This is a genomic window from Ruegeria sp. K7, assembly GCF_056531785.1.
Genome location: NZ_JBQFMJ010000011.1, coordinates 19,099 through 39,068, shown reverse-complemented (window position 1 = coordinate 39,068; position 19,970 = coordinate 19,099). Strand labels below are relative to the sequence as shown.

At 59.1% G+C, this 19,970-nt stretch carries 25 protein-coding genes and 3 tRNA genes; 14 read left to right on the top strand and 14 right to left on the bottom strand.

What is annotated here, in order from left to right:
- Positions 1 to 35: 35 nt before the first annotated feature.
- From ACR0FE_RS16675 to ACR0FE_RS16665, 3 genes are all read left to right on the top strand, one after another.
- Positions 36 to 1,193: an alpha-hydroxy acid oxidase gene (locus ACR0FE_RS16675; RefSeq protein ID WP_480914019.1), complete on the top strand. Its 1,158-nt coding sequence runs from the start codon at positions 36 to 38 to the stop codon at positions 1,191 to 1,193.
- 124 nt (positions 1,194 to 1,317) lie between these two features.
- A complete protein-coding gene (locus tag ACR0FE_RS16670) occupies positions 1,318 to 4,755 on the top strand; it encodes a pyruvate carboxylase (protein WP_480914017.1) in 3,438 nt (1,145 codons plus the stop codon).
- 78 nt (positions 4,756 to 4,833) lie between these two features.
- Entirely contained in the window at positions 4,834 to 5,217 is a 384-nt protein-coding gene (locus tag ACR0FE_RS16665; protein ID WP_170615194.1) for an MAPEG family protein, read from the top strand.
- A 2-nt stretch (positions 5,218 to 5,219) separates the two neighbouring features.
- Here the strand turns inward: ACR0FE_RS16665 and ACR0FE_RS16660 are convergent, their stop codons facing one another.
- Positions 5,220 to 5,372: a hypothetical protein gene (locus ACR0FE_RS16660; RefSeq protein ID WP_170615191.1), complete on the bottom strand. Its 153-nt coding sequence runs from the start codon at positions 5,370 to 5,372 to the stop codon at positions 5,220 to 5,222.
- Positions 5,373 to 5,523: 151 nt separating this feature from the next.
- Between ACR0FE_RS16660 and ACR0FE_RS16655 the strand changes: the two genes are divergently transcribed.
- The 3 genes from ACR0FE_RS16655 to ACR0FE_RS16645 all read left to right on the top strand — a co-directional run bounded on the left by ACR0FE_RS16655 (position 5,524) and on the right by ACR0FE_RS16645 (position 6,658).
- A tRNA-Gly gene (locus ACR0FE_RS16655) sits at positions 5,524 to 5,598 on the top strand.
- Positions 5,599 to 5,632: 34 nt separating this feature from the next.
- Positions 5,633 to 5,707 (top strand) — tRNA-Gly (locus ACR0FE_RS16650).
- An 84-nt stretch (positions 5,708 to 5,791) separates the two neighbouring features.
- Positions 5,792 to 6,658 carry a GNAT family N-acetyltransferase gene (locus ACR0FE_RS16645; RefSeq protein WP_480914015.1) on the top strand — a complete coding sequence of 289 codons (867 nt, stop codon included), beginning with the start codon at positions 5,792 to 5,794 and terminating at the stop codon, positions 6,656 to 6,658.
- 3 nt (positions 6,659 to 6,661) lie between these two features.
- On the opposite strand, the gene ACR0FE_RS16640 is transcribed toward ACR0FE_RS16645, so the two are convergent.
- Positions 6,662 to 6,901: an Lrp/AsnC ligand binding domain-containing protein gene (locus ACR0FE_RS16640; protein WP_170615187.1), complete on the bottom strand. Its 240-nt coding sequence runs from the start codon at positions 6,899 to 6,901 to the stop codon at positions 6,662 to 6,664.
- Positions 6,902 to 7,055: 154 nt separating this feature from the next.
- Here ACR0FE_RS16640 and hisB point away from each other — a divergent pair, with 154 nt between their 5' ends.
- Positions 7,056 to 7,643, top strand: a complete 588-nt coding sequence (hisB, locus tag ACR0FE_RS16635) for an imidazoleglycerol-phosphate dehydratase HisB (RefSeq protein WP_480812239.1) — start codon at positions 7,056 to 7,058, stop codon at positions 7,641 to 7,643.
- Entirely contained in the window at positions 7,644 to 8,282 is a 639-nt protein-coding gene (gene hisH, locus ACR0FE_RS16630) for an imidazole glycerol phosphate synthase subunit HisH (protein ID WP_480914013.1), read from the top strand.
- 4 nt (positions 8,283 to 8,286) lie between these two features.
- Here the strand turns inward: hisH and ACR0FE_RS16625 are convergent, their stop codons facing one another.
- Positions 8,287 to 8,688, bottom strand: coding sequence for a DUF2147 domain-containing protein (locus ACR0FE_RS16625; protein ID WP_170615181.1), 402 nt, complete (start codon positions 8,686 to 8,688; stop codon positions 8,287 to 8,289).
- A gap of 134 nt (positions 8,689 to 8,822) precedes the next feature.
- Here ACR0FE_RS16625 and hisA point away from each other — a divergent pair, with 134 nt between their 5' ends.
- The gene (gene hisA / locus ACR0FE_RS16620) at positions 8,823 to 9,542 is read left to right on the top strand and encodes a 1-(5-phosphoribosyl)-5-[(5-phosphoribosylamino)methylideneamino]imidazole-4-carboxamide isomerase (RefSeq protein WP_480914012.1); all 720 of its coding nucleotides are present in this window, start codon (positions 8,823 to 8,825) and stop codon (positions 9,540 to 9,542) included.
- Here the strand turns inward: hisA and ACR0FE_RS16615 are convergent, their stop codons facing one another.
- Positions 9,543 to 9,989 carry a DUF302 domain-containing protein gene (locus tag ACR0FE_RS16615; protein ID WP_480914009.1) on the bottom strand — a complete coding sequence of 149 codons (447 nt, stop codon included), beginning with the start codon at positions 9,987 to 9,989 and terminating at the stop codon, positions 9,543 to 9,545.
- A 117-nt stretch (positions 9,990 to 10,106) separates the two neighbouring features.
- Between ACR0FE_RS16615 and hisF the strand changes: the two genes are divergently transcribed.
- From hisF to ACR0FE_RS16600, 3 genes are all read left to right on the top strand, one after another.
- The gene (hisF, locus tag ACR0FE_RS16610; RefSeq protein ID WP_480914007.1) at positions 10,107 to 10,868 is read left to right on the top strand and encodes an imidazole glycerol phosphate synthase subunit HisF; all 762 of its coding nucleotides are present in this window, start codon (positions 10,107 to 10,109) and stop codon (positions 10,866 to 10,868) included.
- Positions 10,865 to 11,182, top strand: coding sequence for a phosphoribosyl-ATP diphosphatase (locus ACR0FE_RS16605; RefSeq protein WP_480914005.1), 318 nt, complete (start codon positions 10,865 to 10,867; stop codon positions 11,180 to 11,182). Before hisF ends, ACR0FE_RS16605 begins: the two co-directional genes overlap by 4 nt.
- A gap of 73 nt (positions 11,183 to 11,255) precedes the next feature.
- The gene (locus ACR0FE_RS16600) at positions 11,256 to 11,822 is read left to right on the top strand and encodes a hypothetical protein (protein ID WP_321254185.1); all 567 of its coding nucleotides are present in this window, start codon (positions 11,256 to 11,258) and stop codon (positions 11,820 to 11,822) included.
- A 3-nt stretch (positions 11,823 to 11,825) separates the two neighbouring features.
- On the opposite strand, the gene ACR0FE_RS16595 is transcribed toward ACR0FE_RS16600, so the two are convergent.
- The 4 genes from ACR0FE_RS16595 to rlmB form a co-directional block, all read right to left on the bottom strand.
- Positions 11,826 to 12,296, bottom strand: coding sequence for a CoA-binding protein (locus ACR0FE_RS16595; protein WP_480914003.1), 471 nt, complete (start codon positions 12,294 to 12,296; stop codon positions 11,826 to 11,828).
- A 202-nt stretch (positions 12,297 to 12,498) separates the two neighbouring features.
- Positions 12,499 to 12,948 carry a YHS domain-containing (seleno)protein gene (locus ACR0FE_RS16590; protein ID WP_170615169.1) on the bottom strand — a complete coding sequence of 150 codons (450 nt, stop codon included), beginning with the start codon at positions 12,946 to 12,948 and terminating at the stop codon, positions 12,499 to 12,501.
- A 107-nt stretch (positions 12,949 to 13,055) separates the two neighbouring features.
- Complete coding sequence (locus ACR0FE_RS16585; protein ID WP_170615442.1) at positions 13,056 to 13,337, bottom strand: hypothetical protein; 282 nt, start codon at positions 13,335 to 13,337, stop codon at positions 13,056 to 13,058.
- A gap of 12 nt (positions 13,338 to 13,349) precedes the next feature.
- Positions 13,350 to 14,123 carry a 23S rRNA (guanosine(2251)-2'-O)-methyltransferase RlmB gene (rlmB, locus tag ACR0FE_RS16580; RefSeq protein WP_170677986.1) on the bottom strand — a complete coding sequence of 258 codons (774 nt, stop codon included), beginning with the start codon at positions 14,121 to 14,123 and terminating at the stop codon, positions 13,350 to 13,352.
- A gap of 116 nt (positions 14,124 to 14,239) precedes the next feature.
- Between rlmB and ACR0FE_RS16575 the strand changes: the two genes are divergently transcribed.
- Positions 14,240 to 14,323, top strand: a tRNA-Tyr gene (locus ACR0FE_RS16575).
- Between the two features lie 85 nt (positions 14,324 to 14,408).
- Here ACR0FE_RS16575 and ACR0FE_RS16570 read toward each other — a convergent pair.
- The 6 genes from ACR0FE_RS16570 to ACR0FE_RS16545 form a co-directional block, all read right to left on the bottom strand.
- Positions 14,409 to 14,840 carry a c-type cytochrome gene (locus tag ACR0FE_RS16570; protein ID WP_480914000.1) on the bottom strand — a complete coding sequence of 144 codons (432 nt, stop codon included), beginning with the start codon at positions 14,838 to 14,840 and terminating at the stop codon, positions 14,409 to 14,411.
- Positions 14,837 to 16,156, bottom strand: coding sequence for a multicopper oxidase family protein (locus ACR0FE_RS16565; protein ID WP_480913998.1), 1,320 nt, complete (start codon positions 16,154 to 16,156; stop codon positions 14,837 to 14,839). Before ACR0FE_RS16565 ends, ACR0FE_RS16570 begins: the two co-directional genes overlap by 4 nt.
- A gap of 8 nt (positions 16,157 to 16,164) precedes the next feature.
- A complete protein-coding gene (locus ACR0FE_RS16560; RefSeq protein ID WP_480913996.1) occupies positions 16,165 to 17,031 on the bottom strand; it encodes a copper resistance D family protein in 867 nt (288 codons plus the stop codon).
- A 2-nt stretch (positions 17,032 to 17,033) separates the two neighbouring features.
- A complete protein-coding gene (locus tag ACR0FE_RS16555) occupies positions 17,034 to 17,375 on the bottom strand; it encodes a copper resistance CopC family protein (protein WP_480913994.1) in 342 nt (113 codons plus the stop codon).
- Between the two features lie 10 nt (positions 17,376 to 17,385).
- Positions 17,386 to 17,817 (bottom strand): c-type cytochrome, encoded by a 432-nt coding sequence (locus ACR0FE_RS16550; protein WP_480913992.1) that lies wholly within the window; start codon positions 17,815 to 17,817, stop codon positions 17,386 to 17,388.
- A 95-nt stretch (positions 17,818 to 17,912) separates the two neighbouring features.
- The gene (locus tag ACR0FE_RS16545) at positions 17,913 to 18,263 is read right to left on the bottom strand and encodes a hypothetical protein (RefSeq protein WP_480913991.1); all 351 of its coding nucleotides are present in this window, start codon (positions 18,261 to 18,263) and stop codon (positions 17,913 to 17,915) included.
- Between the two features lie 369 nt (positions 18,264 to 18,632).
- Between ACR0FE_RS16545 and ACR0FE_RS16540 the strand changes: the two genes are divergently transcribed.
- Positions 18,633 to 19,970, top strand: a complete 1,338-nt coding sequence (locus ACR0FE_RS16540; protein ID WP_480913989.1) for a DUF3300 domain-containing protein — start codon at positions 18,633 to 18,635, stop codon at positions 19,968 to 19,970.

The window sequence follows — 19,970 nt, the reverse complement described above, 5'->3', positions numbered from 1 at the left end:
CTTGCCGAATCGCGCGGCAAATCGGATCAATCCTCATGGACCTGCACAGTGCATATCCCGGCATTGCCGATTTGAAACGACTTGCGCGGCGTCGGTTACCGCGCTTTGTCTGGGAATTTGTGGAAAGTGGCACCGGCGCTGAAACCCTGATCCGGCGCAACCGCGAAGCGCTGGACCGGGTTACACTGACCCCGTCGATCCTGCATGGCGAACTGGAGTTCGACACAAGCAAGAAGCTGCTGGATCACGACAGCGCCCTGCCGTTCGGTATCGCCCCCATTGGAATGTCGGGGTTGGTCTGGCCGGATGCCGAAGGCATTCTGGCCCGCGCTGCGGCCACGGCCAACATTCCCTACACCTTGTCAACGGTCGCCAGCCAGATGCCCGAAGATCTGGCCGGCCACATCGGCGAAAACGCCTGGTTTCAATTGTATCCGCCACGGGATCCCGACATCCGCACCGATATGCTGGCCCGCGCGCGCGATGCGGGATTCCGGACGCTGGTGCTGACTGCGGATGTACCGGTTGCATCTCGGCGCGAACGGCAGGTGCGGTCCGGGTTGACACATCCGCCAAGGCTGACGCCGCGCCTGCTGGCGCAGATTTCGCGATGCCCGGCCTGGGCCATGGGGATGCTGCGTAAGGGACCACCCAGAATGCGCACGCTCGAGAAGTATTCGGACAGTAGCCTCAACCTCCCTCCTACGGCACATATCGGGTATCTTCTGAGAACGTCGCCGGACATGGAGTACGTATCCTGGCTGCGCGACAACTGGGATGGTGCATTTGTCGTCAAAGGCGTCCTGCGGCCGGAAGATGCCGTTTCGCTGCAAAAGGCGGGCGTTGACGCCATATGGGTGTCGAATCACGGTGGCCGTCAGTTTGACGGCGCGCCCGCCAGTATCGATGCGCTACCGGCCATACGCGCAGCGACGGACCTGCCGATTATCTTTGACAGTGGTATTGAAGGTGGGCTGGATATCCTTCGTGCGCTGGCCCTTGGCGCGGATTTTGTCATGCTGGGGCGCGGGTTTCTCTTTGGTCTGGCGGCGTTAGGCGAACGCGGCCCCGCTCATGTCATCGACATCCTGCGGCAGGATCTGAAGGCCAATATGGGCCAGTTGGGCCTCGCAAGTTTACAAAATGTGACATCTGCAATCACAAATATTGATGCTGCATCGCAGCATGTGTAAGTAGATTGCGCCAACAGGCGGCGTTTGCGAGCGATAACATGCCGGTTCTACCCAGAACGACTGATATACGTGCGCGTATTGTCCGCCTATGAACACGGCCACACCATAAAGACCGGGACCTGACATGACCGACTTCAAAAAGATCCTGATCGCCAATCGCGGCGAGATTGCTATTCGCGTGATGCGCGCGGCCAACGAGATGGGCAAACGCACCGTTGCCGTCTTTGCCGAGGAGGACAAGCTTGGCCTGCATCGCTTTAAAGCGGATGAGGCATATCGCATTGGCGAGGGGATGGGGCCGGTTGCCGCTTATCTGAGCATAGACGAGATCATCCGTGTCGCCAAAGAATGCGGAGCGGATGCGATCCATCCGGGCTATGGCCTGCTATCGGAGAACCCGGACTTCGTGGATGCCTGCGTCCAGAACGGCATCACTTTCATCGGTCCCAAGGCCGAGACCATGCGCGCGCTTGGCGACAAGGCCAGTGCCCGTCGTGTCGCCATCGAGGCAGGAGTTCCGGTGATCCCGGCGACCGAGGTTTTGGGCGATGACATGGACGCGATCCGCAAGGAAGCCGCCGAGATCGGCTATCCGCTGATGCTCAAGGCGTCCTGGGGCGGCGGCGGGCGCGGTATGCGCCCGATCGAGTCCGAGGACGAACTGGAAGAGAAAGTCCTGGAAGGTCGTCGCGAAGCCGAAGCCGCATTCGGCAATGGCGAGGGCTATCTGGAAAAGATGATCACCCGCGCCCGGCATGTCGAAGTGCAGATTCTGGGCGACAAGCATGGCGAGATCTACCATCTCTACGAACGCGACTGTTCTGTCCAGCGCCGGAACCAGAAGGTCGTGGAACGCGCCCCCGCCCCTTACCTGAGCGAGGAGCAGCGTGCCGAAATCTGTGAGCTGGGCCGCAAGATCTGTGCCCATGTGAACTATGAATGCGCGGGCACGGTCGAATTCCTGATGGATATGGAAACCGGCAAGTTCTACTTCATCGAGGTCAACCCGCGCGTTCAGGTGGAACACACCGTCACCGAGGAAGTTACCGGCATCGACATCGTACAAGCCCAGATTCTGATCGCCGAGGGCAAGACGCTGGCCGAGGCGACCGGGGCCGCCAGCCAGTCGGACGTTCAACTGAACGGCCACGCCCTGCAAACCCGGATCACCACCGAGGACCCGCAGAATAACTTCATCCCCGATTATGGCCGCATCACCGCCTATCGCTCGGCCACGGGTATGGGCATCCGTCTGGACGGCGGCACGGCCTATGCGGGCGGCGTGATCACGCGGTACTACGACTCGCTGCTGACCAAGGTGACCGCTTGGGCACCAACGCCGGACAAGGCGATCCATCGGATGGACCGCGCGCTGCGTGAATTCCGCATCCGCGGCGTCAGCACCAATATCGACTTTGTCATCAACCTGCTGAAGCACCCGACCTTCCTGTCGAACGAATACACCACCAAGTTCATCGACACGACGCCAGACCTGTTCCAGTTCAAACGCCGTCGGGATCGGGGCACCAAGGTTCTGACCTATATCGCGGACATTACCGTGAACGGGCACCCCGAGACCAAGGATCGTCCCGAACCGCGCGCCGATCTGAAAGAGGCCAGGCCCCCTGCCCTGAAGGGTGAGCCCAAAATGGGCACCCGCAACCTGCTGGAGCAGAAGGGCCCGCAGGCCGTGGCCGACTGGATGAAGGCGCAGCGGCAGTTGCTGATCACCGACACCACCATGCGCGACGGCCACCAATCCCTGCTGGCGACCCGGATGCGGTCAATCGACATGATCAAGGTGGCACCGACCTATGCGGCGAACCTGCCGCAACTGTTCAGTGTTGAATGCTGGGGCGGCGCGACCTTTGACGTGGCCTATCGCTTTCTTCAGGAATGCCCGTGGCAGCGTCTGCGTGACCTGCGCGAGGCGATGCCGAACCTGATGACACAGATGCTTCTGCGCGGCGCGAACGGTGTTGGCTATACCAACTACCCCGACAACGTGGTGCAGGAGTTCGTGCGTCAGGCCTCGAAGAATATCGACGTCTTCCGCGTATTCGACTCGCTGAACTGGGTCGAGAACATGCGCGTGGCCATGGATGCGGTGGTTGAAAACGGCAAGATCTGTGAAGGCACCGTCTGCTATACCGGTGACATTCTGGACCCCGATCGCGCCAAGTATGACCTGAAATACTATGTCGGCATGGCGAAAGAGCTGCGCGACGCAGGTGCGCATATTCTGGGTCTGAAGGACATGGCAGGCCTGCTGAAACCGGCCTCGGCCAAAATCCTGATCCGCGCGCTGAAGGAAGAGGTCGGTTTGCCGATCCACTTCCACACGCACGACACCGCCGGTATCGCCAGCGCCACGATTCTGGCCGCGTCCGAGGCGGGCGTGGACGCGGTGGATTGCGCGATGGACAGCTTCAGCGGCAACACCAGCCAGGCGACGCTGGGCACCGTTGTCGAGGCGCTGCGCCATACCGAGCGTGACACCGGACTGGATATCAAGGCCATCCGCGAGATCAGCGATTACTTCGAAGCCGTTCGCGGCCAGTACGCGGCCTTTGAATCCAGCCTGCAGGCCCCTGCATCGGAAGTGTACCTGCACGAGATGCCCGGCGGCCAGTTCACCAACCTCAAGGCGCAGGCGCGTTCGCTTGGGCTGGAGGAATGCTGGCACGAGGTGGCGCAGATGTATGCCGACGTGAACCAGATGTTTGGGGACATCGTTAAGGTGACGCCGTCCTCCAAGGTGGTCGGTGACATGGCGCTGATGATGGTCAGCCAGGGGCTGACCCGCGCCGACGTGGAAAGCCCCGAAACTGATGTGGCCTTCCCGGATTCTGTCGTCGACATGATGCGCGGCAATCTGGGTCAGCCTCCGGGCGGGTTCCCCGATACGATCATCAAGAAGGTCCTCAAGGACGAAGCGCCCAACACCCAGCGCCCCGGCAAGGACGTTCCCGCCGTTGATCTTGAGGCTACCCGCGCCGAACTGTCGAAGCAACTGGAAGGCAAGGAGGTCGATGACGAGGATCTGAACGGATACCTCATGTATCCCAAGGTCTTCCTGGACTACATGGGCCGCCACCGGGTTTACGGCCCGGTCCGGACCCTGCCAACGCGCACCTTCTTCTACGGCATGGAGCCGGGCGAAGAAATCACGGCCGAAATCGATCCGGGCAAAACGCTGGAAATCCGCTGTCAGGCGATTGGTGAGACCGATGAAAAGGGCGAGGTCAAAGTTTTCTTTGAACTCAATGGTCAGCCCCGCGTCATCCGGGTGCCGAACCGTCTGGTAACTTCGACCACGCAGGCCCGGCTCAAGGCCGAGGCCGGCAACCCCAACCATATCGGCGCGCCGATGCCGGGCGTTGTCGCGACCGTTTCAGTCACCGCTGGTCAGGAGGTCAAGGAAGGCGACCTGCTGCTGACCATCGAAGCGATGAAGATGGAAACCGGCATCCATGCCGAACGCGATGCGGTGGTCAAAGCGGTTCACATTCAGCCCGGCGGCCAGATTGACGCAAAGGACCTTTTGGTCGAACTGGAATAAGCCGACAAACAGGTTAAAGTCAGCCGGGCCGCGCAGGACACTGCGCGGCCCTTTTTCATGCCCCAGCGGAGCCACGCCATGCTGACCATTACCCCGATCTACGCCGCGCTGATTGCCCTCCTGTTTCTCGCGCTCAGCCTTAACGTCATCCGGCAGCGGTTTATGGGGCAAATCTCGGTCGGCGACGGCGGCAACAAGGCGCTGATCAAGGCCATCCGCACGCATTCCAACTGCGTCGAATACGCGCCGTTCACGCTGTTGCTGATCGCCATGGCCGAAATTCAAGGTGCGGGGGGCGTTCTGGTCAACCTGATGGGTTTGGCGATTCTGTCCGGACGATTGCTGCATGCCTACGGATTCGGGCGCACACCTCAGATCGTGATTCTGCGCCGGACGGGAATGTTGCTGACATTTGCCGCCATTCTGGTCGCTGCGGTCACCAACCTCGTGCTAGCACTTTAGGATCAGCCGGCCAGCACCTTGACTTCAACCGGGCATGCAGGCTGCCATATCTGTTGGGCGGTCTGCCCTTTGTCGCCACCGGCCTGCGCCACGATGCCCGCCATGAACATCGAAACAACCAGCACCGAGAGTTTCAGGGTTTCTTTCGGGTTCATCTGTCTCCTCCGCCGTTCTTTCCTGACGTGTTCAGACAGTTGAACGGATGGGGTCCGGATTTCCGTCTCCAGAAAAGAAATTTTGCAGAAGATGCGTTTTTCCTCTTGCAGCTTTGCGCCAGAATTTATACTTCACGCCTCACTCAACGGCGCGGGCGTAGCTCAGGGGTAGAGCATAACCTTGCCAAGGTTAGGGTCGGGCGTTCGAATCGCCTCGCCCGCTCCATTGAGAGGTCTTTGGACCAACATTTGTATCTGATGCGGGCGTAGCTCAGGGGTAGAGCATAACCTTGCCAAGGTTAGGGTCGGGCGTTCGAATCGCCTCGCCCGCTCCAGATACCAACCTCCCTTAAATTTCTGGTTCTTTGTTATCTGCTGCGGCATTCTCGGGTCGCACGCAATCACGACGGAGATGCGCCATGCCAGAATACGTAATTCGCGCTCTGACAGCGGATGAGGTCCAGACGGCTGTTGATTGGGCCGCCCGCGAAGGTTGGAACCCCGGCCTTCACGACGCGGTGTGGCTCCGCAGCTCCGATCCCGAAGGGTTCAAGGGCGGATTTCTGGATGGCAAGATGATCGCGTCGGCCTCGGCGGTGAATTACGACGACACCTATTCGTTCCTGGGCTTTTACATCGTCCTGCCCGAATATCGCGGATCGGGCTACGGGATGCAGGTTGCCGAGGCCGTCAAGGCGCATTGCGAACATCGGAACATGGGCATGGACGGGGTCGTCGAACAGCAGGACAATTACCGGAAGTTCGGGTTCGAACTGGCTTATGACAACTACCGCTTTTCGGGCACAGCGGGTGAAATCCTCAACGCCCTGGGCCGTTCCGGCCACGGTCAGGTTTCACTGATCGACACACTTACGGATGAGCTGAAGTCTTATGATCGGGGCCTGTTCCCTGCCCCGCGCGACACGTTCCTGCAGGCCTGGCTGGATGCACCCAACCATACCTCGCGGGTGTTTGAGGCAGGCGGCCGGATCAGAGGCTATGCAACGCTGCGCCGATGTTTGGCCGGGTACAAGGTCGGGCCATTGTTTGCGGACACACCCGAGATCGCGCAGGCGCTTTTGGTGTCGCTGCTGATGACGCTTCCGGCTGACCGGATGAATGCCGAGGTCTTTATCGACATGCCCAACCCCAACACGCAGGCGATGGCGATGGCGCAACAACTGGGATTGACCAAAGTGTTCGAAACCGGCCGCATGTATTCCAGCCACGCGCCGGAAATTGATCTGCACCGTATCTATGGGATCACGACGTTCGAGCTGGGGTAACGTTCAGAACGCCTTGAACGTCATCGTGGTCAGGGATCGTTCGATATTGGGAATCACCAGCAGGTTTTCGTTGATGAAGTGCCCTACATCCTCGGTTTCGGGGATATAGAGTTTCAGCAGCAGGTCGTATTCGCCGCTGGTCGAGTAAAGCTCGGAATGGATTTCGCGCAGGGCGATTTCTTCGGCGACCTTGTAGGTGGAACCGGGTTTGCAGCGGATCTGGATGAAAACGCAGGTGGACATGGGGTTGACCCTGTTTGTTGAGTTGCGCGCAGGCTGGCATGGGCCGCGCCCGGGCGCAATCCCCTGCAACAGTTTGGCGCGCATGTGATGCTTGGTCTGGATATGCCCGGCGATCCCCGTCTATAAGCGCGCCTGTATCAAAAGGAATTCGCCCATGCGCAGCGCAAAGATCAGCCGTCAGACCGCCGAGACCGAGATCACGGTCGAGGTCAATCTGGACGGCACCGGCCAGTATGACAACCAGACCGGCGTTGGCTTCTTCGATCACATGCTGGACCAACTGGCGCGCCATTCGCTTATCGACATGACGATCCGCGCCAAGGGCGATTATCACATCGACGATCACCACACGGTCGAGGACACAGGCATCGCACTGGGTCAGGCGCTGACGCAGGCATTGGACGACAAGAAGGGTATCCGCCGCTATGGCGAGTGCCACCTGCCGATGGATGACGCTCAGGTGCGCTGTGCGCTGGATCTGTCGGGCCGTCCGTTCCTGATCTGGAACGTGGATTTGCCGACACCCAAGATCGGGACCTTCGACACCGAACTGGTGCGCGAGTTCTTTCAGGCGCTCAGCACCCATGGTGGTATCACCCTGCATATAGATCAGTTACACGGTTTCAACAGCCACCATATCGCCGAGGCCGCCTTCAAGGCGGTTGCCCGTGCCCTTCGGCTGGCGGTTGAGACCGACCCGCGCAAGGCCGATGCGATTCCGTCGACCAAAGGCGCATTGTAGATGCTGACTGCCATTATCGACTACGAAAGCGGCAATCTGCATTCCGCTGAAAAGGCGTTTCAGCGCATGGCGCGTGAACTGAATGCGGGTGAGGTCGTCGTGACCTCGGACGCAGATGTTGTCGCGCGGGCCGATCGGCTGGTCCTGCCCGGCGATGGTGCGTTTCCAGCCTGTGCGGCCGAACTGCGCGGCCATAAGGGTATCTATGACGCGATGGTCGAGGCGGTCGAACAAAAGGGTCGCCCGTTTCTGGGTATCTGTGTGGGCATGCAGCTGATGGCCTCGAAAGGCCATGAATACCGTGAAACCGATGGTTTGGATTGGATCGCGGGCGACGTGGTTCGGATCGAGCCGTCAGACCATACGTTGAAAGTACCACATATGGGCTGGAACGATCTGGTTCTGGAAAGCAGACACCCGGTGTTTGAAGGGGTGAAATCAGGCGATCACGCCTATTTCGTGCACTCCTACCATTTCCGCGTGACGGACCCGGCGCAGCGGTTAGCCTATGTGGATTACGGCCAAGAGGTCACGGCCGTGATTGGCCGTGACACGATGGTCGGGATGCAGTTCCACCCCGAGAAAAGTCAGGATGTCGGCCTGCGTATGATCGGAAATTTCCTGACCTGGGCTCCGTGACGGTCTATTGCACGCGTGTCCAGGTTTGCCCACGGCAGATCAGGCCACCGGCAACGCAACCTTTCACGGTCAGCTGGTTCTGGCTGTCCAGCGTCATTTTCGAGTTGTAGGTCTTGTCGCGGTCTGGCGCCCAGATCTTGCCGTTGTCATAGGCCCCGCCACCTTCCGGAACCATGTCCCAGATAATCTGTTTGCCCAAATTCTCGTAGTCCAGCTGCTCATCGCCGTTGGCATCAAACGCCGTGTCGATGGTGCCGCAGACGGCGCTGCCGCACGATCCGATGGAAACATGCAGATACCCGCCGGTGTCACCGGGTTGGGTTTTCCAGATGCCATCAACCGGATCGGCCGCATAAGCGCTGCTTGCCAAGGCGGCAAACCCTGCGGCCAGAACGAATTTCTTCATGATATCCTCCCTGTTTTGCAAGCAGTCTGGCGCGCCGGTCGCCGTCGGGCAAGATTGACTTTGCGTCGCGTTGCATCCCCTGCCCTGTGTGTGCGATATCCCGCGCGGATAACTTTGATATAGGGCCGCCTGACATGATCCTCTACCCCGCCATCGACCTAAAAGACGGCCAGGCCGTGCGCCTGCTGCGCGGTGAAATGGACAAGGCCACAGTGTTCAATGAAGACCCCGCAGCGCAGGCCCGCGCCTTCGTCGAAGCGGGTTGCGAGTGGCTGCATCTGGTCGATCTGAATGGCGCCTTCGCAGGGGAACCCGTCAATGCCGCTCCGGTCGAGGCGATTTTGAAAGCCTGTGACGTGCCCGCCCAACTGGGTGGTGGCATCCGGGACATGGCAACAATCGAAACATGGCTCGACAAGGGGCTCGCGCGTGTCATTCTGGGCACTGTCGCCGTCGAGAACCCCGATCTGGTGCGTCAAGCGGCACAAGAGTTCCCCGGCCATGTAGCCGTCGGTATCGACGCGCGCAATGGCATGGTCGCCACCAAGGGCTGGGCCGAAGAAACCGATGTGCAGGTCACGGATCTGGCCCGCAGCTTCGAGGATGCGGGCGTTGCCGCGATCATCTACACCGACATCAACCGCGACGGGGCGATGCAGGGCCCCAATATCGAGGCCACAGCGGCGCTGGCCCTCGCCGTGTCGATCCCAGTCATCGCATCGGGCGGTGTCAGCTCGCTGGACGACCTGATCGCGTTGCGTGATTGCGGGGTCGAACTTAACGGCGCGATTTCCGGCCGGGCGCTCTATGACGGCGCGATCGATCTGAACGAGGCCATTCGCGCCCTGAGCTGACTACTGGGCGGCGACCGATGTCAGCTTGGCCAGTGCCCCACGCATTTTCTCGATGACCGGGGATTTCTCGACCGCATCAAGTTCGTCCATGGTCTCTTTCGGGTCTTCATAGGCCAGCCAGACCTGCCCGTTTTCGTCCTCGTAGGCCTGCACTTTCAGCGGCAGAAACAGACCTGCGCGCGGGTCGGCCTGCATGGCAGGTGTGCCCAGCGCCGGATTGCCGAAGATCAGCACCTGATTTGCCGGGATGGTCATACCCACCTTCTCGGCGCCCGCTGCGTGATCGACACGCGCGAAAACCGTGGCGCCCGCATTGCCGACTGCGGCCTCGAGCGCGTCCATCGCCTCAGACACGGATTTGGCTGTCTCTACTTTGATGATATCGTCAGCCATCGCGGCGACAGCTCCTGTGAATATGAATGTGGTCGTCAAAAAGAGGTTACGCATCTCATTGATCTCCTGATGAATTAGGGACCAGTTTTCACAGGTTCGAGAGATGTGGCAATCACAAGTCTGGCATCGGCGGGGCTTTGCCGGTAGAGGTGCGCCAACAAAGGACATGCCATGCTAAAAACACGGATCATTCCCTGCCTTGATGTTGCCGATGGCCGCGTGGTTAAGGGCGTCAATTTCGTCGGCTTGCGAGACGCGGGCGACCCGGTGGAATCGGCCAAGGCCTATGATGCCGCCGGCGCGGACGAAATCTGCTTTCTGGATATTCACGCCACCCATGAAAACCGGGGCACCATGTTCGATGTGGTGCAGCGCACGGCGGAACAGTGTTTTGTTCCGCTGACGGTGGGCGGTGGTGTCCGCACCAGGGAAGATGTCCGCGCGCTGCTGCTGGCAGGTGCCGACAAGGTCAGTTTCAACTCGGCCGCCGTGGCGAACCCGGATGTTGTGGCCGAGGCCGCCGATCAGTTCGGCAACCAGTGCATCGTGGTCGCCATCGATGCCAAAACCGTCAGCCCCTGCAAGTGGGAGATCTTTACCCACGGAGGGCGCAAACCAACCGGCATTGACGCGGTCGAGTTTGCAAGAACCGTGGTCGCCAAGGGCGCAGGGGAAATCCTGCTGACTTCGATGGATCGTGACGGCACCAAATCCGGGTTCAACCTGCCCCTGACCCGCGCGATCTCGGACGCGGTGGATGTACCGGTGATCGCATCGGGCGGGGTCGGCAATCTAGATCATCTGGTCGAAGGCGTGACCGAAGGCGGTGCCAGCGCGGTATTGGCGGCTTCGATCTTCCATTTCGGAGAATACACCATCCGCGAGGCCAAGGAACACATGGCCGCCGCAGGCATCCCGATGAGGCTGACATGAGCATTCTGCACGAACTGGCCGTAACCATCGACGCGCGCAAGGGAACCGACCCCGAGTTGAGCTGGACCGCCAAACTGCTTGCCAAGGGCCCCGAAAAGTGTGCCGAGAAGTTCGGCGAAGAGGCCATCGAGGCCATCATCGAAGCCATCAAGGGTGATCGCGCCGGGCTGACGTCCGAGGCGGCTGATGTGCTGTATCACCTGCTGGTGATGCTGGCCGCCCGTGATGTGGCGCTGGATGACGTTCTGAACGAGCTTGCCCGGCGTCAGGGCATCAGCGGCATTGCCGAAAAAGCGGCGCGTCCCAAGGGCTAAGCGTGGGTTTCGTGCGCTGCTCCTGCCCGCTATAGTGCTGTGTCAGGGTGCCACGGATCAGGGAACGCGCGCGATGATCAGAGCATTGGTTTTTGTGGCGACGCTTGCCATCCTTGCGGCCTGTTCTGCGCCGCCCCGTTCAACCGGGGACGAGGTTCAAAGGCTGGCAGCCGAAATCCAAAGCCTCGGACCCGATATCGACCCCGCAGAAGCGCAGCGCGCGGCGCGGGTCGCCTACAGCTACACCGCGCAGTTGGTCGAGGAATATGAGATCACCGACCCGCCGCTGATCCATAACGCAAAGGTCAATAAGGGCTTGCGTCCGCGCGGATTGTGCTGGCACTGGGCCGAAGACATTGAACGGCGCCTAAAACAGGAAGAGTTCGAAACACTGACCCTGCACCGCGCCATCGCCAATGCCGACAACCCGTTCCGAATCGACCACTCGACCGCCATTATCAGCCGACGCGGAGAAACCATGTACGAAGGGATCGTACTGGACCCGTGGCGGTATGGTGGAGTGCTGTACTGGGGACCTTTGGTCGAGGACACACGTTACGAGTGGGTCCCGCGCGATCAGGTTCTGGAAAAGCGGCGCCTAGAACAGGTTGCCCGGCTGAAAACGGCAGGCGGCGGCTGACGGTCACAGCTTTGACGATATGATCCCGGTGGCAAACCCGCCCATGCGCAATTCCCCGAAAAGCCGCTGATATTCGATTTTCGGGCATCGGTTCATGACCACATCGACACCTCTGGCCTGTGCAACTGCTGCCGCGCCTTCATGTTCGACACCGATCTGCATCCAGACTGTCCTGAGCTTTGGAAAAACCTGCAAAGCTTCGTCCACAATCGGTGGCACGGCTTCGGATCTGCGAAATATGTCCACCATGTCGACAGGTTCGGAAATATCCGACAGCGACGCATGAACGGTCTGACCGAACAATTGCTTCCCTGCATGTCCCGGATTGACCGGAATGACCCGGTATCCTTTCAGCGAAAGGTATCGCGCCACGTAATAACTGGGCCGCACCGGGTTCATCGACACCCCGACGACCGCCACAACTTTGGTGCGTTGCAGGATGCCTTTCAGGAACTCATCGGAATAATCTGCCATGAGGGCACCCTAATCGCTGCGTTCAAAAGAAAAAAGCGCCCAGGTCGGACCTGAGCGCCAGTTGTTGGAACGAGGGACAGTGAAATGACCCGCGGCAGTTCCGTTCCGCGGTCACTGTGACATTTAGGCATGAGTTCGGCAAAAAAAAGAGGGTGCGCGCATTTTTGTGATGACAGATCAAAAAAACGCGAAGTTTCGCCTGTCACTTGTACAGAACCGAGGGCCAGTGCTCCTCGGCCATGCGAATGTTCAGCGCCATGTCTTCCTGCCACACTTTCTCGATCGCGAGCGAATGCACCAAATAAAGCCTGCCATCCACGACCCTCCACGCCATTGGGTCGGTGCTGGACAGAAGACCCAGAGCCATAGCATAAGCGCAATATCCGCCGAACTGAGGCGCAAAGGCACGCGGATCACGCTCGAACCGCTCCTGGTTCTCGGCTGATGCGAAATGCCATTCAACGCCTTTCCACATCAACGAATGCTCGGCATGGCCCAGCACCGGTGCGTCATCCACGAAATAGGACACGGGATCATAGCCCGCCATTGCCGCACCATCTGTGGCAAAATAGACGGGCGCATCCTGCGCCTGGACGGCAGGTGCGAACATGATAGCGGCCATTGCGCCAATGAAGAAACGTCGGGTCAGCATCGTCGGTCTGAGTTCTTAGAATTCGAGACCGTCAAAATGCAACTTTTTCAGCGCCATGAAACCCCCCTTGACGCGGTTGTGAACACCCGTGTCGCCGAAGAAACAAGTCAGTCGAAGATATCTTCGATCACATCCCAGGCTTCATCCAGCACGCGCGAGAATACACCTTTTTTCCGTTTCTTGTATTTGTATTTCGGCGTTCGGGCCTTGGACTTGGCCGGACGCACTTGCCTTTCTTCAGTCAGCTTTCGTTTGGGCAACATCTTGAGGTCGTGCAGGGGGGCGCCACAACTGGAACAGCTGAGCTCGTGACGTTGTTTTCCCTGCAGAACCAGCGCGGCACGCGTGCCGCAGTAACAGCAAGTGGCAATTTTCGACGGGCTGGGAATGACGCTCTCCTGTTATTTGTGCCTCGATGCATATAGGGCAATCGCAGCCGCATTTGAGACGTTGAGCGACCCGAAACCGCCCGCTGCGTCAATTTTCACCAGATGATCGACCGTTTCCTTGGTTTTCTGCCGCAAACCGGGGCCTTCGGCACCCAACACCAGTGCAACCGGCCGGTCCAGCTTGCCGGCCAACGTGGTTTCGATGGTCTGATCCGCCTCGCCGTCCAGCCCCAGCACCAGAAACCCCATATTCTGCAGCTCGACGATTGCGTCCGCCAGATTGCGCACCCGCAGATAGGGCTGGCGTTCGAGCGCGCCGCTGGCGGTTTTCGCCAGCGCTCCGGTTTCCGGCGCCGAATGGTGGCGTGTGCCGACAACGGCGCTTGCACCTAGCACCTCGGCCGAGCGCAGAATCGCCCCGACGTTGTGCGGGTCGGTGACCCGGTCCAGCAGAATGACGCGCGGGTGTTCACGACCGATGCAGTTTTCGGCCAGCCCACCCCAGTCCAGCGGCTTGACCTCAAGCGCCGCGCCCTGATGCACCGAACCCGGATCGATCGGCGCCGTGAATTTACGTGGATCAACCAGCTCGGCTTCAATTCCTGCAAATTCAATGGCTTCCGCCAGCTTGGCCTGCGCGTTCAGGGTCACGATCAGACGCAATTTCTGACGCTTCGGGTTCATGAGCGCGTCACGGACGGCGTGCAGTCCGAACAACCATACAGTCTCGGACGCGGCTGCTTTGCGCGCCTGTTCCTTTTCGACGACCCATTTGGGTTTCTTCATTTTAAGGGCCTCCGGGCCGGGAATTCGGTTTCCTGCGCCAAAGCGGAATTTTCCTGTTGACGCTCCTTTAAGGCGCTAGTAATCACGCCTCCACGTCAGGTGCAACGCCTGACAGTGGGCGACAGGCCGCAAGGTGTGGCAGGGGACTGTAACTCCCTCGCGGAGACGCACGCCTGGTTCGATTCCAGGGTCGCCCACCACTTCTTCAAGCAACTGAAATTTCGAACATTGCCTGCTGCATACGTCCAGACGCGGTTTGTCGGCGTTAACCGGCTATTAGCGATGTCAGTCGTGCGGCGGATTTCTGGAGGCCTGAATTTCCTGAGCACGTTCAGACCATGTCGATCGAATGTAGGCTAAGATATCCCAGATTTCATCGTCTGAAATTGCATCTTCAAACCCGGGCATTCCACTTGCGAAGTCGCTGATACCGCGTACCGCCAAAGCTTTTTCTCCACCCAATTGGGTATATTCAAAAAGCAAAAGGTTGTCGTGATGCCAGGTGTGTCCCGTCTCATCATGGGGAGGCGCGGGCAAGACACCGTTTTCGTCTGGCGTTTGCCAGTTCGGTTGTCCTTCGAGGTTGGCACCGTGACAGGACGCGCAATGTTCGGCGTAAAGGGCCTGACCGCTGGCCAAATCGCGGCCATCCAGTTCGTGACCTGCGATCGCCCCGGTTGCAACGCTAAAGGCTGCGATGATCAAAACGCGTTTCATGCGACCTCGACCCAGGTTTTCATGCCCGCCGCCTGATGGCCCAGCATGTGACAGTGCATCAGCCATTTGCCGGGGTTGTCGAACACGCAAACGATGTCTCGCGTTGCACCCGGATCAATCAGCGTTGTATCCCGGAATGCACCTAAATTACCGTCGGCTTCGACCTCGAAAAAGTGATGCCCGTGCAGATGGATACCATGTGGAAACCGGGTATCGTTCACCAGTTGGATGCGCGCAGTCTGTCCGCGTTGGAAGCTGTGGAACGGGGTATCTGCAAGGCCGGACTGTCCGTTGAACGCCCAGATGCCCTCTTCCATCAGCCCCTGCATCATTCTTTGGCTCATGGCCCCGCCCTCCATGGTCAAGGTCAAGGAAACGGCATCGTCCAAGTCGGGCTGCACCGTCTCGTTTGGCGGCAACGCGGATATCTCTGATGGTTGTCGCGCAGTGTTCTCTCCCTCAACCGGGATTTCGCCCAACAGGTAAGGATCATCCCGGGTCGGGAATATAAATGCGATTGTTTCAGCGGAAGTGACATCCGCTATGATATCAACCCGTTGGGCCGGGGCCAAAACCAGATCAGAAACCTCTTGCGGATCGGAAAGCGGCATACCGTCCAATGCAACAGTCTTGCCGTCAATGCCTTCAAGTTCAATTGGGAAAATCCTGTCAGTCGCGACGTTGATCAACCGCAAGCGCACACGGTCACCAAGACGAACGGACGTGTCCGGTTCGAAAAGCACACGGGCATAGTTGCCAAGCCGACCCTGATGCGCCTGATCGTGCATGTTCTCAAAGCCATCGGCGAGCGTGCCGTCTTCGGTAATGCGCCAATCGTCAATCAAGACGATCACGTCATGATCCACATCAGGCGGGGATTGTTCCTCGACGATCAGGGGGCCGTAAAGCCCCTTTGCAACCTGTTCCCAGGACCGGTTATGCGAGTGATACCAGAAGGTTCCGGCGTCCGGCGCGCGAAAGCGATAGGTGAACTCTGCACCCGCTTCGACGACGTCCTGTGTCAGGCCCGGCACACCGTCCATCGCATTGTCGGTCCGCAACCCGTGCCAATGGACCGCCGAGCCGTCGCCTATCTGGTTGAGAAAACGGATGTCGAAAACCTCGCCCTGACGGACGCGAAGGACCGGACCGGGCGTGCTGCCGTTGAAGCCAAGCATCGGCGTTTCCGGATCGCCTTCCGGCAGGATTTGCGCAGTGACTGGCTGTGCAATCAGGTCCAATGGAGCCGCCGCGAGGACGACGCCGGGAAACAGTGCCATTGCACTTGTCGTGATCAGGAATTCTCTTCGGTTCATCTTAAACCTCAATTCGGAAGGGTCAGGACGCTGGTAAGGGTAGCTGTTGCCGCGAACACGACCAGTATGACTGCAGTTTCTATTTCGATGGAGCGTGCCAGATGCCGCGCTGCGTCGTGATCACCTGCCTGCATGGCAGGAACAAACCGAAACTTGTTGGCGGCTGCCATCACCAGCACCAGCGCCACCAGCCCCAGTTTAATGAGAAGTGCCTGCCCGTAGCCCGAAACAAAAAGGCTTCGAAGATCACCCAACAGAAGCCAGGACATCAGCAAGCCCGCCAAAATCAGCACAGGGACAATGACCGAGGCGGCCTGCCCGAAACGATCCCCCAGCGCTGCGGCCTCGTCCAAGTATTCGGGCTGTAACGACAAGCGCCGTAGCGGACCAAGAATGCCGATCCAGAACGCAAGGCAAAGCAGATGCAAAAGCAGCAGAAGCCTTACGCCGCTTTGTTCCAGGCCGGGCACATGCCCAATCTGCGCGAATGACCACAGCGCCAGCACACCGCCGGCAAGGGATATCCATTGACCGACATACGGCACGAACAACCCGACAAGGATCATGGCCACGCCGACCAGTCGATAGACCAGAACATCACCGACCGGTGTTTGCCACAAAAGCCCCAGCATCTCGGGATCGCTCATCCCATCAGCGCCGCCGGTCAGGGCGGCCCCGCGCAGCATGAATCCAATGACAGACGCGACTATCGCAAGCCCAGCCAAGAGCGCAGTATGGATGCGCATCCGGCCGCTCAGCGACGAGAGGAGATCAGCAAAAGCGGCGCGCATGATCACCAACCCGGCGGATCCTGCAATGCCAACATACAGCAGGAGTTTTGACAGGATCGCAGCAATGCCCCAGATGTCCGGCATCCTCAGTCAACCGTAAAGGAAAATTCGCCCTGCATCGCATGGCCGTCCACGCCCAGACCGCGCCATTCTATGCGATAGGCGCCTGCCCCCATATCCTGAAGCGGGAGGGTGAAGAGGCGATCAAAACTGGTCTGGTTCCCAATGTCGAGCGGGACCGAATGAAGATCCTGATGGGTCATCTCCACTCGGGTCAGACGGATGTCGTCCGCAAAGTTGAAACTGATTTCAGACGGGACTTCCGCAATCGTCGCACCGTTTTCTGGCGTCGTCGTGTCCACGCGGGAATGCGCAAGCGCACCCGTGGCAAGCGTGGCAAGCAGAACAAGGATCGTGAGCGTCTTCATAGAGTGTTCCTCAGTTAATTCCGTTGGCGCGCTGGATTTCGCGGATATAGGCGACAACGATGGCAACGTCGCCACGGGTTAAGCCTTCGACCGGCGGCATATCTCCGAACGACCAGTGATGGCTTCTTACACCTGTCGCAACTGCGCGCTGAAAGGATTCGTCGGCGTGATGGCTGGGTTCATAGATAACATGGATCAGTGGAGGTCCGGCACCTTCAATTCCGACAGCATTGGTGCCGTGGCACGCGGCGCAGGCCTCGTCGAAGATACGCTGACCAATGGCAGCGTTGCCCTCGATCGGGGGCATTTGAATGGCCACCATGGCATCCCCTTCTACAGGGGACGACGGAGTGGCAATTTCGGACGTACCGGGCCGCAGCATAATGTAGGCAGCAGCGACCGCCACGGCACACGCTCCGATAACGAGATACTTTCGGTTCATGGTTCTTCCTGACTTTATGAAACAGAATATTGACCGCGCTGAGCGGCGGCCAAGCAAAAACACCAGGCGCGTACACCTAGCGTCGAAGTGCCGTTTCAGAAGTTAGGTGGTCTGTCCGGATGTTCCGGCTCACGCAGCGCAGAAAGTTCGCTTACCTGCCAATTCAATACCTGTTCGAACTGGTCTGGTGATGCATCCGACGTCTCGGAGGCAAGTAACATCAGGTTGCGGAGGAAAGGATTGCATCCATCATGGTCTGCGCCGTCCGTTTCGTGATGGCCGGTCGGCGACAAACGATCCAAGTGCGGAGATCGCTCCAAAGACTGAACCTCGTCACAATGTCCATCGTTGCAATGCAGCGGCATGTCGTGGGCAACACTTGCGAACCCGGTCAATAAGACCAGAATTGCTGCCAGGAACACCGATAATATCCGCTGCAAAATCATTTCGGCGGAAACCTATTACGCAAATCGGAACAAAACAATACAGGAATAGACCTTGGCGCAGGCATACACGGGGGTCATCAATTGGCCTGTCTCGCCGACAAAGTGGTTGGTGGCAAATGGGAAACCAAAGCGGTTCTGTCACCCCACCGCGCGATCACGGTAGAATTTGCGCCGAAATGCCGCGAAAGGGGCAATTGCCAAACGTTTGCTCGTTGAGTTTGCGACATTTTCCCTATTCTTTCGGTCGCAGGGCCCGGCGCACGGGGATGCCTCCAGCAACGGTTTCGCCTCCAACAAATGTCTGTAAGACCGCCCGGTTGCCAGAATCGCGGTCTTGGGTGATCCTTCAAGAAATTGAAGGATCGCAATATGTTTAGATATCTAATTTTTGCGCTCGGTATTTGCGCATCTACGACCTTGTTCGCACAAGAGGCATCTGATGACGCTGCTGCGACGGAAAACTCCTCGGCCACTTCGTCCGATCTTCTAACTGATGCTGAGTTGCAGACCCTGGTCGCTCCGGTCGCTCTTTATCCTGATACGCTGCTGATACAGATTTTGGTCGCGGCGACGCAGCCGTTGGAGATCGTGAAGGCCGAACGGTATTTGCTGGACAACGCCGACCGAGACGCCTCCGAGCTTGGTCCGGAAATTGAAGCCATGGGCTGGGATCCTTCGGTCAGTGTGTTGGCGACAGCGTTTCCCGAAGTCGTCGGTCAGATGGCCACCCATGTCGATTGGACCGAGACGGTGGGAACAGCCATGCTGGCGCAGTCCGATGATGTGCTGGACGCGGTTCAAGTCATGCGGGACCAGGCGATTGACAGCGGAGCGCTTGTGTCCGGGCCCGCGCAAACTGTCGAGGTGACGGAAGAAGACACGGTTGTCATTACACCGACAGAGCCGGAAACCGTATACGTCCCACAGTACAACCCTGAGACCGTCTATACGGGACCGTCGGTTGGCGACGTTGCAGGCGCAGCCCTGCTGACCTTTGGCACCGTCGCCCTGATCGACGAGATTTTTGACGACGACGACGATTGGTATGGCTATTGGGGGTGCCGGAACTGCGGTGGCTGGGGCGGTGGCCCGATTTACAGAAACCCGAACATCGACATTGACGTCGATGGAAACGTCAACATCGGCAACAACATTGATCTGGGCAACCGCACGGATATCGGATGGAAACCCGATCCTGGCCGTCAGCAGCAAGCCCGAGACAAAATCGCCAATCACAAAAGACCAGAAGGGGGTCGCGGCAATTTGCCGGTCAACCGCCCCGAGGGTCGCACGGATGAATTGCGGTCAAAACTGAGCCGCGAGTCCGGCGCCGCGGACATCAGCCGGGACCGTGCGGCGGCTGCCGTTGCGGCTGGCGCAGGTGCAGGGGCTGTGGCCGGTGGTGCTCTGGCAAATCGGAGCGGTGGGAAAAAACCGTTGCCGCAGATAAACCGGGGCAACGTCGACCGGGACAAGGCCGCTGCAAAACAACAGGCCGTTGATCGGACCAAACGACCCGATGCGGCGAAACGGCCTGTCGCACAAAAACCGCAGACCGCCAGAAAACCGCAGGCGAAGAAGGCCGCAACGGCGCAGCGCAAACCCAGTGCGTCCAGGGGGCAAGCGATGAAGAAAAAGGCGTCCGGAAGCAGAACTCATAGCGCGTCCAAGCGAGGGCACGCCGCCAAAGGCAAGCGGAGACGGTAA

Coding starts and splice junctions, on each gene's coding strand:
- ACR0FE_RS16675 (WP_480914019.1), top strand. CDS start 36: ATGGACCTGCACAGTGCATATCCCGGCATTGCCGATTTGAAACGACTT.
- ACR0FE_RS16670 (WP_480914017.1), top strand. CDS start 1,318: ATGACCGACTTCAAAAAGATCCTGATCGCCAATCGCGGCGAGATTGCT.
- ACR0FE_RS16665 (WP_170615194.1), top strand. CDS start 4,834: ATGCTGACCATTACCCCGATCTACGCCGCGCTGATTGCCCTCCTGTTT.
- ACR0FE_RS16660 (WP_170615191.1), bottom strand. CDS start 5,372: ATGAACCCGAAAGAAACCCTGAAACTCTCGGTGCTGGTTGTTTCGATG.
- ACR0FE_RS16645 (WP_480914015.1), top strand. CDS start 5,792: ATGCCAGAATACGTAATTCGCGCTCTGACAGCGGATGAGGTCCAGACG.
- ACR0FE_RS16640 (WP_170615187.1), bottom strand. CDS start 6,901: ATGTCCACCTGCGTTTTCATCCAGATCCGCTGCAAACCCGGTTCCACC.
- hisB (WP_480812239.1), top strand. CDS start 7,056: ATGCGCAGCGCAAAGATCAGCCGTCAGACCGCCGAGACCGAGATCACG.
- hisH (WP_480914013.1), top strand. CDS start 7,644: ATGCTGACTGCCATTATCGACTACGAAAGCGGCAATCTGCATTCCGCT.
- ACR0FE_RS16625 (WP_170615181.1), bottom strand. CDS start 8,688: ATGAAGAAATTCGTTCTGGCCGCAGGGTTTGCCGCCTTGGCAAGCAGC.
- hisA (WP_480914012.1), top strand. CDS start 8,823: ATGATCCTCTACCCCGCCATCGACCTAAAAGACGGCCAGGCCGTGCGC.
- ACR0FE_RS16615 (WP_480914009.1), bottom strand. CDS start 9,989: ATGCGTAACCTCTTTTTGACGACCACATTCATATTCACAGGAGCTGTC.
- hisF (WP_480914007.1), top strand. CDS start 10,107: ATGCTAAAAACACGGATCATTCCCTGCCTTGATGTTGCCGATGGCCGC.
- ACR0FE_RS16605 (WP_480914005.1), top strand. CDS start 10,865: ATGAGCATTCTGCACGAACTGGCCGTAACCATCGACGCGCGCAAGGGA.
- ACR0FE_RS16600 (WP_321254185.1), top strand. CDS start 11,256: ATGATCAGAGCATTGGTTTTTGTGGCGACGCTTGCCATCCTTGCGGCC.
- ACR0FE_RS16595 (WP_480914003.1), bottom strand. CDS start 12,296: ATGGCAGATTATTCCGATGAGTTCCTGAAAGGCATCCTGCAACGCACC.
- ACR0FE_RS16590 (WP_170615169.1), bottom strand. CDS start 12,948: ATGCTGACCCGACGTTTCTTCATTGGCGCAATGGCCGCTATCATGTTC.
- rlmB (WP_170677986.1), bottom strand. CDS start 14,123: ATGAAGAAACCCAAATGGGTCGTCGAAAAGGAACAGGCGCGCAAAGCA.
- ACR0FE_RS16570 (WP_480914000.1), bottom strand. CDS start 14,840: ATGAAACGCGTTTTGATCATCGCAGCCTTTAGCGTTGCAACCGGGGCG.
- ACR0FE_RS16565 (WP_480913998.1), bottom strand. CDS start 16,156: ATGAACCGAAGAGAATTCCTGATCACGACAAGTGCAATGGCACTGTTT.
- ACR0FE_RS16560 (WP_480913996.1), bottom strand. CDS start 17,031: ATGCCGGACATCTGGGGCATTGCTGCGATCCTGTCAAAACTCCTGCTG.
- ACR0FE_RS16555 (WP_480913994.1), bottom strand. CDS start 17,375: ATGAAGACGCTCACGATCCTTGTTCTGCTTGCCACGCTTGCCACGGGT.
- ACR0FE_RS16550 (WP_480913992.1), bottom strand. CDS start 17,817: ATGAACCGAAAGTATCTCGTTATCGGAGCGTGTGCCGTGGCGGTCGCT.
- ACR0FE_RS16545 (WP_480913991.1), bottom strand. CDS start 18,263: ATGATTTTGCAGCGGATATTATCGGTGTTCCTGGCAGCAATTCTGGTC.
- ACR0FE_RS16540 (WP_480913989.1), top strand. CDS start 18,633: ATGTTTAGATATCTAATTTTTGCGCTCGGTATTTGCGCATCTACGACC.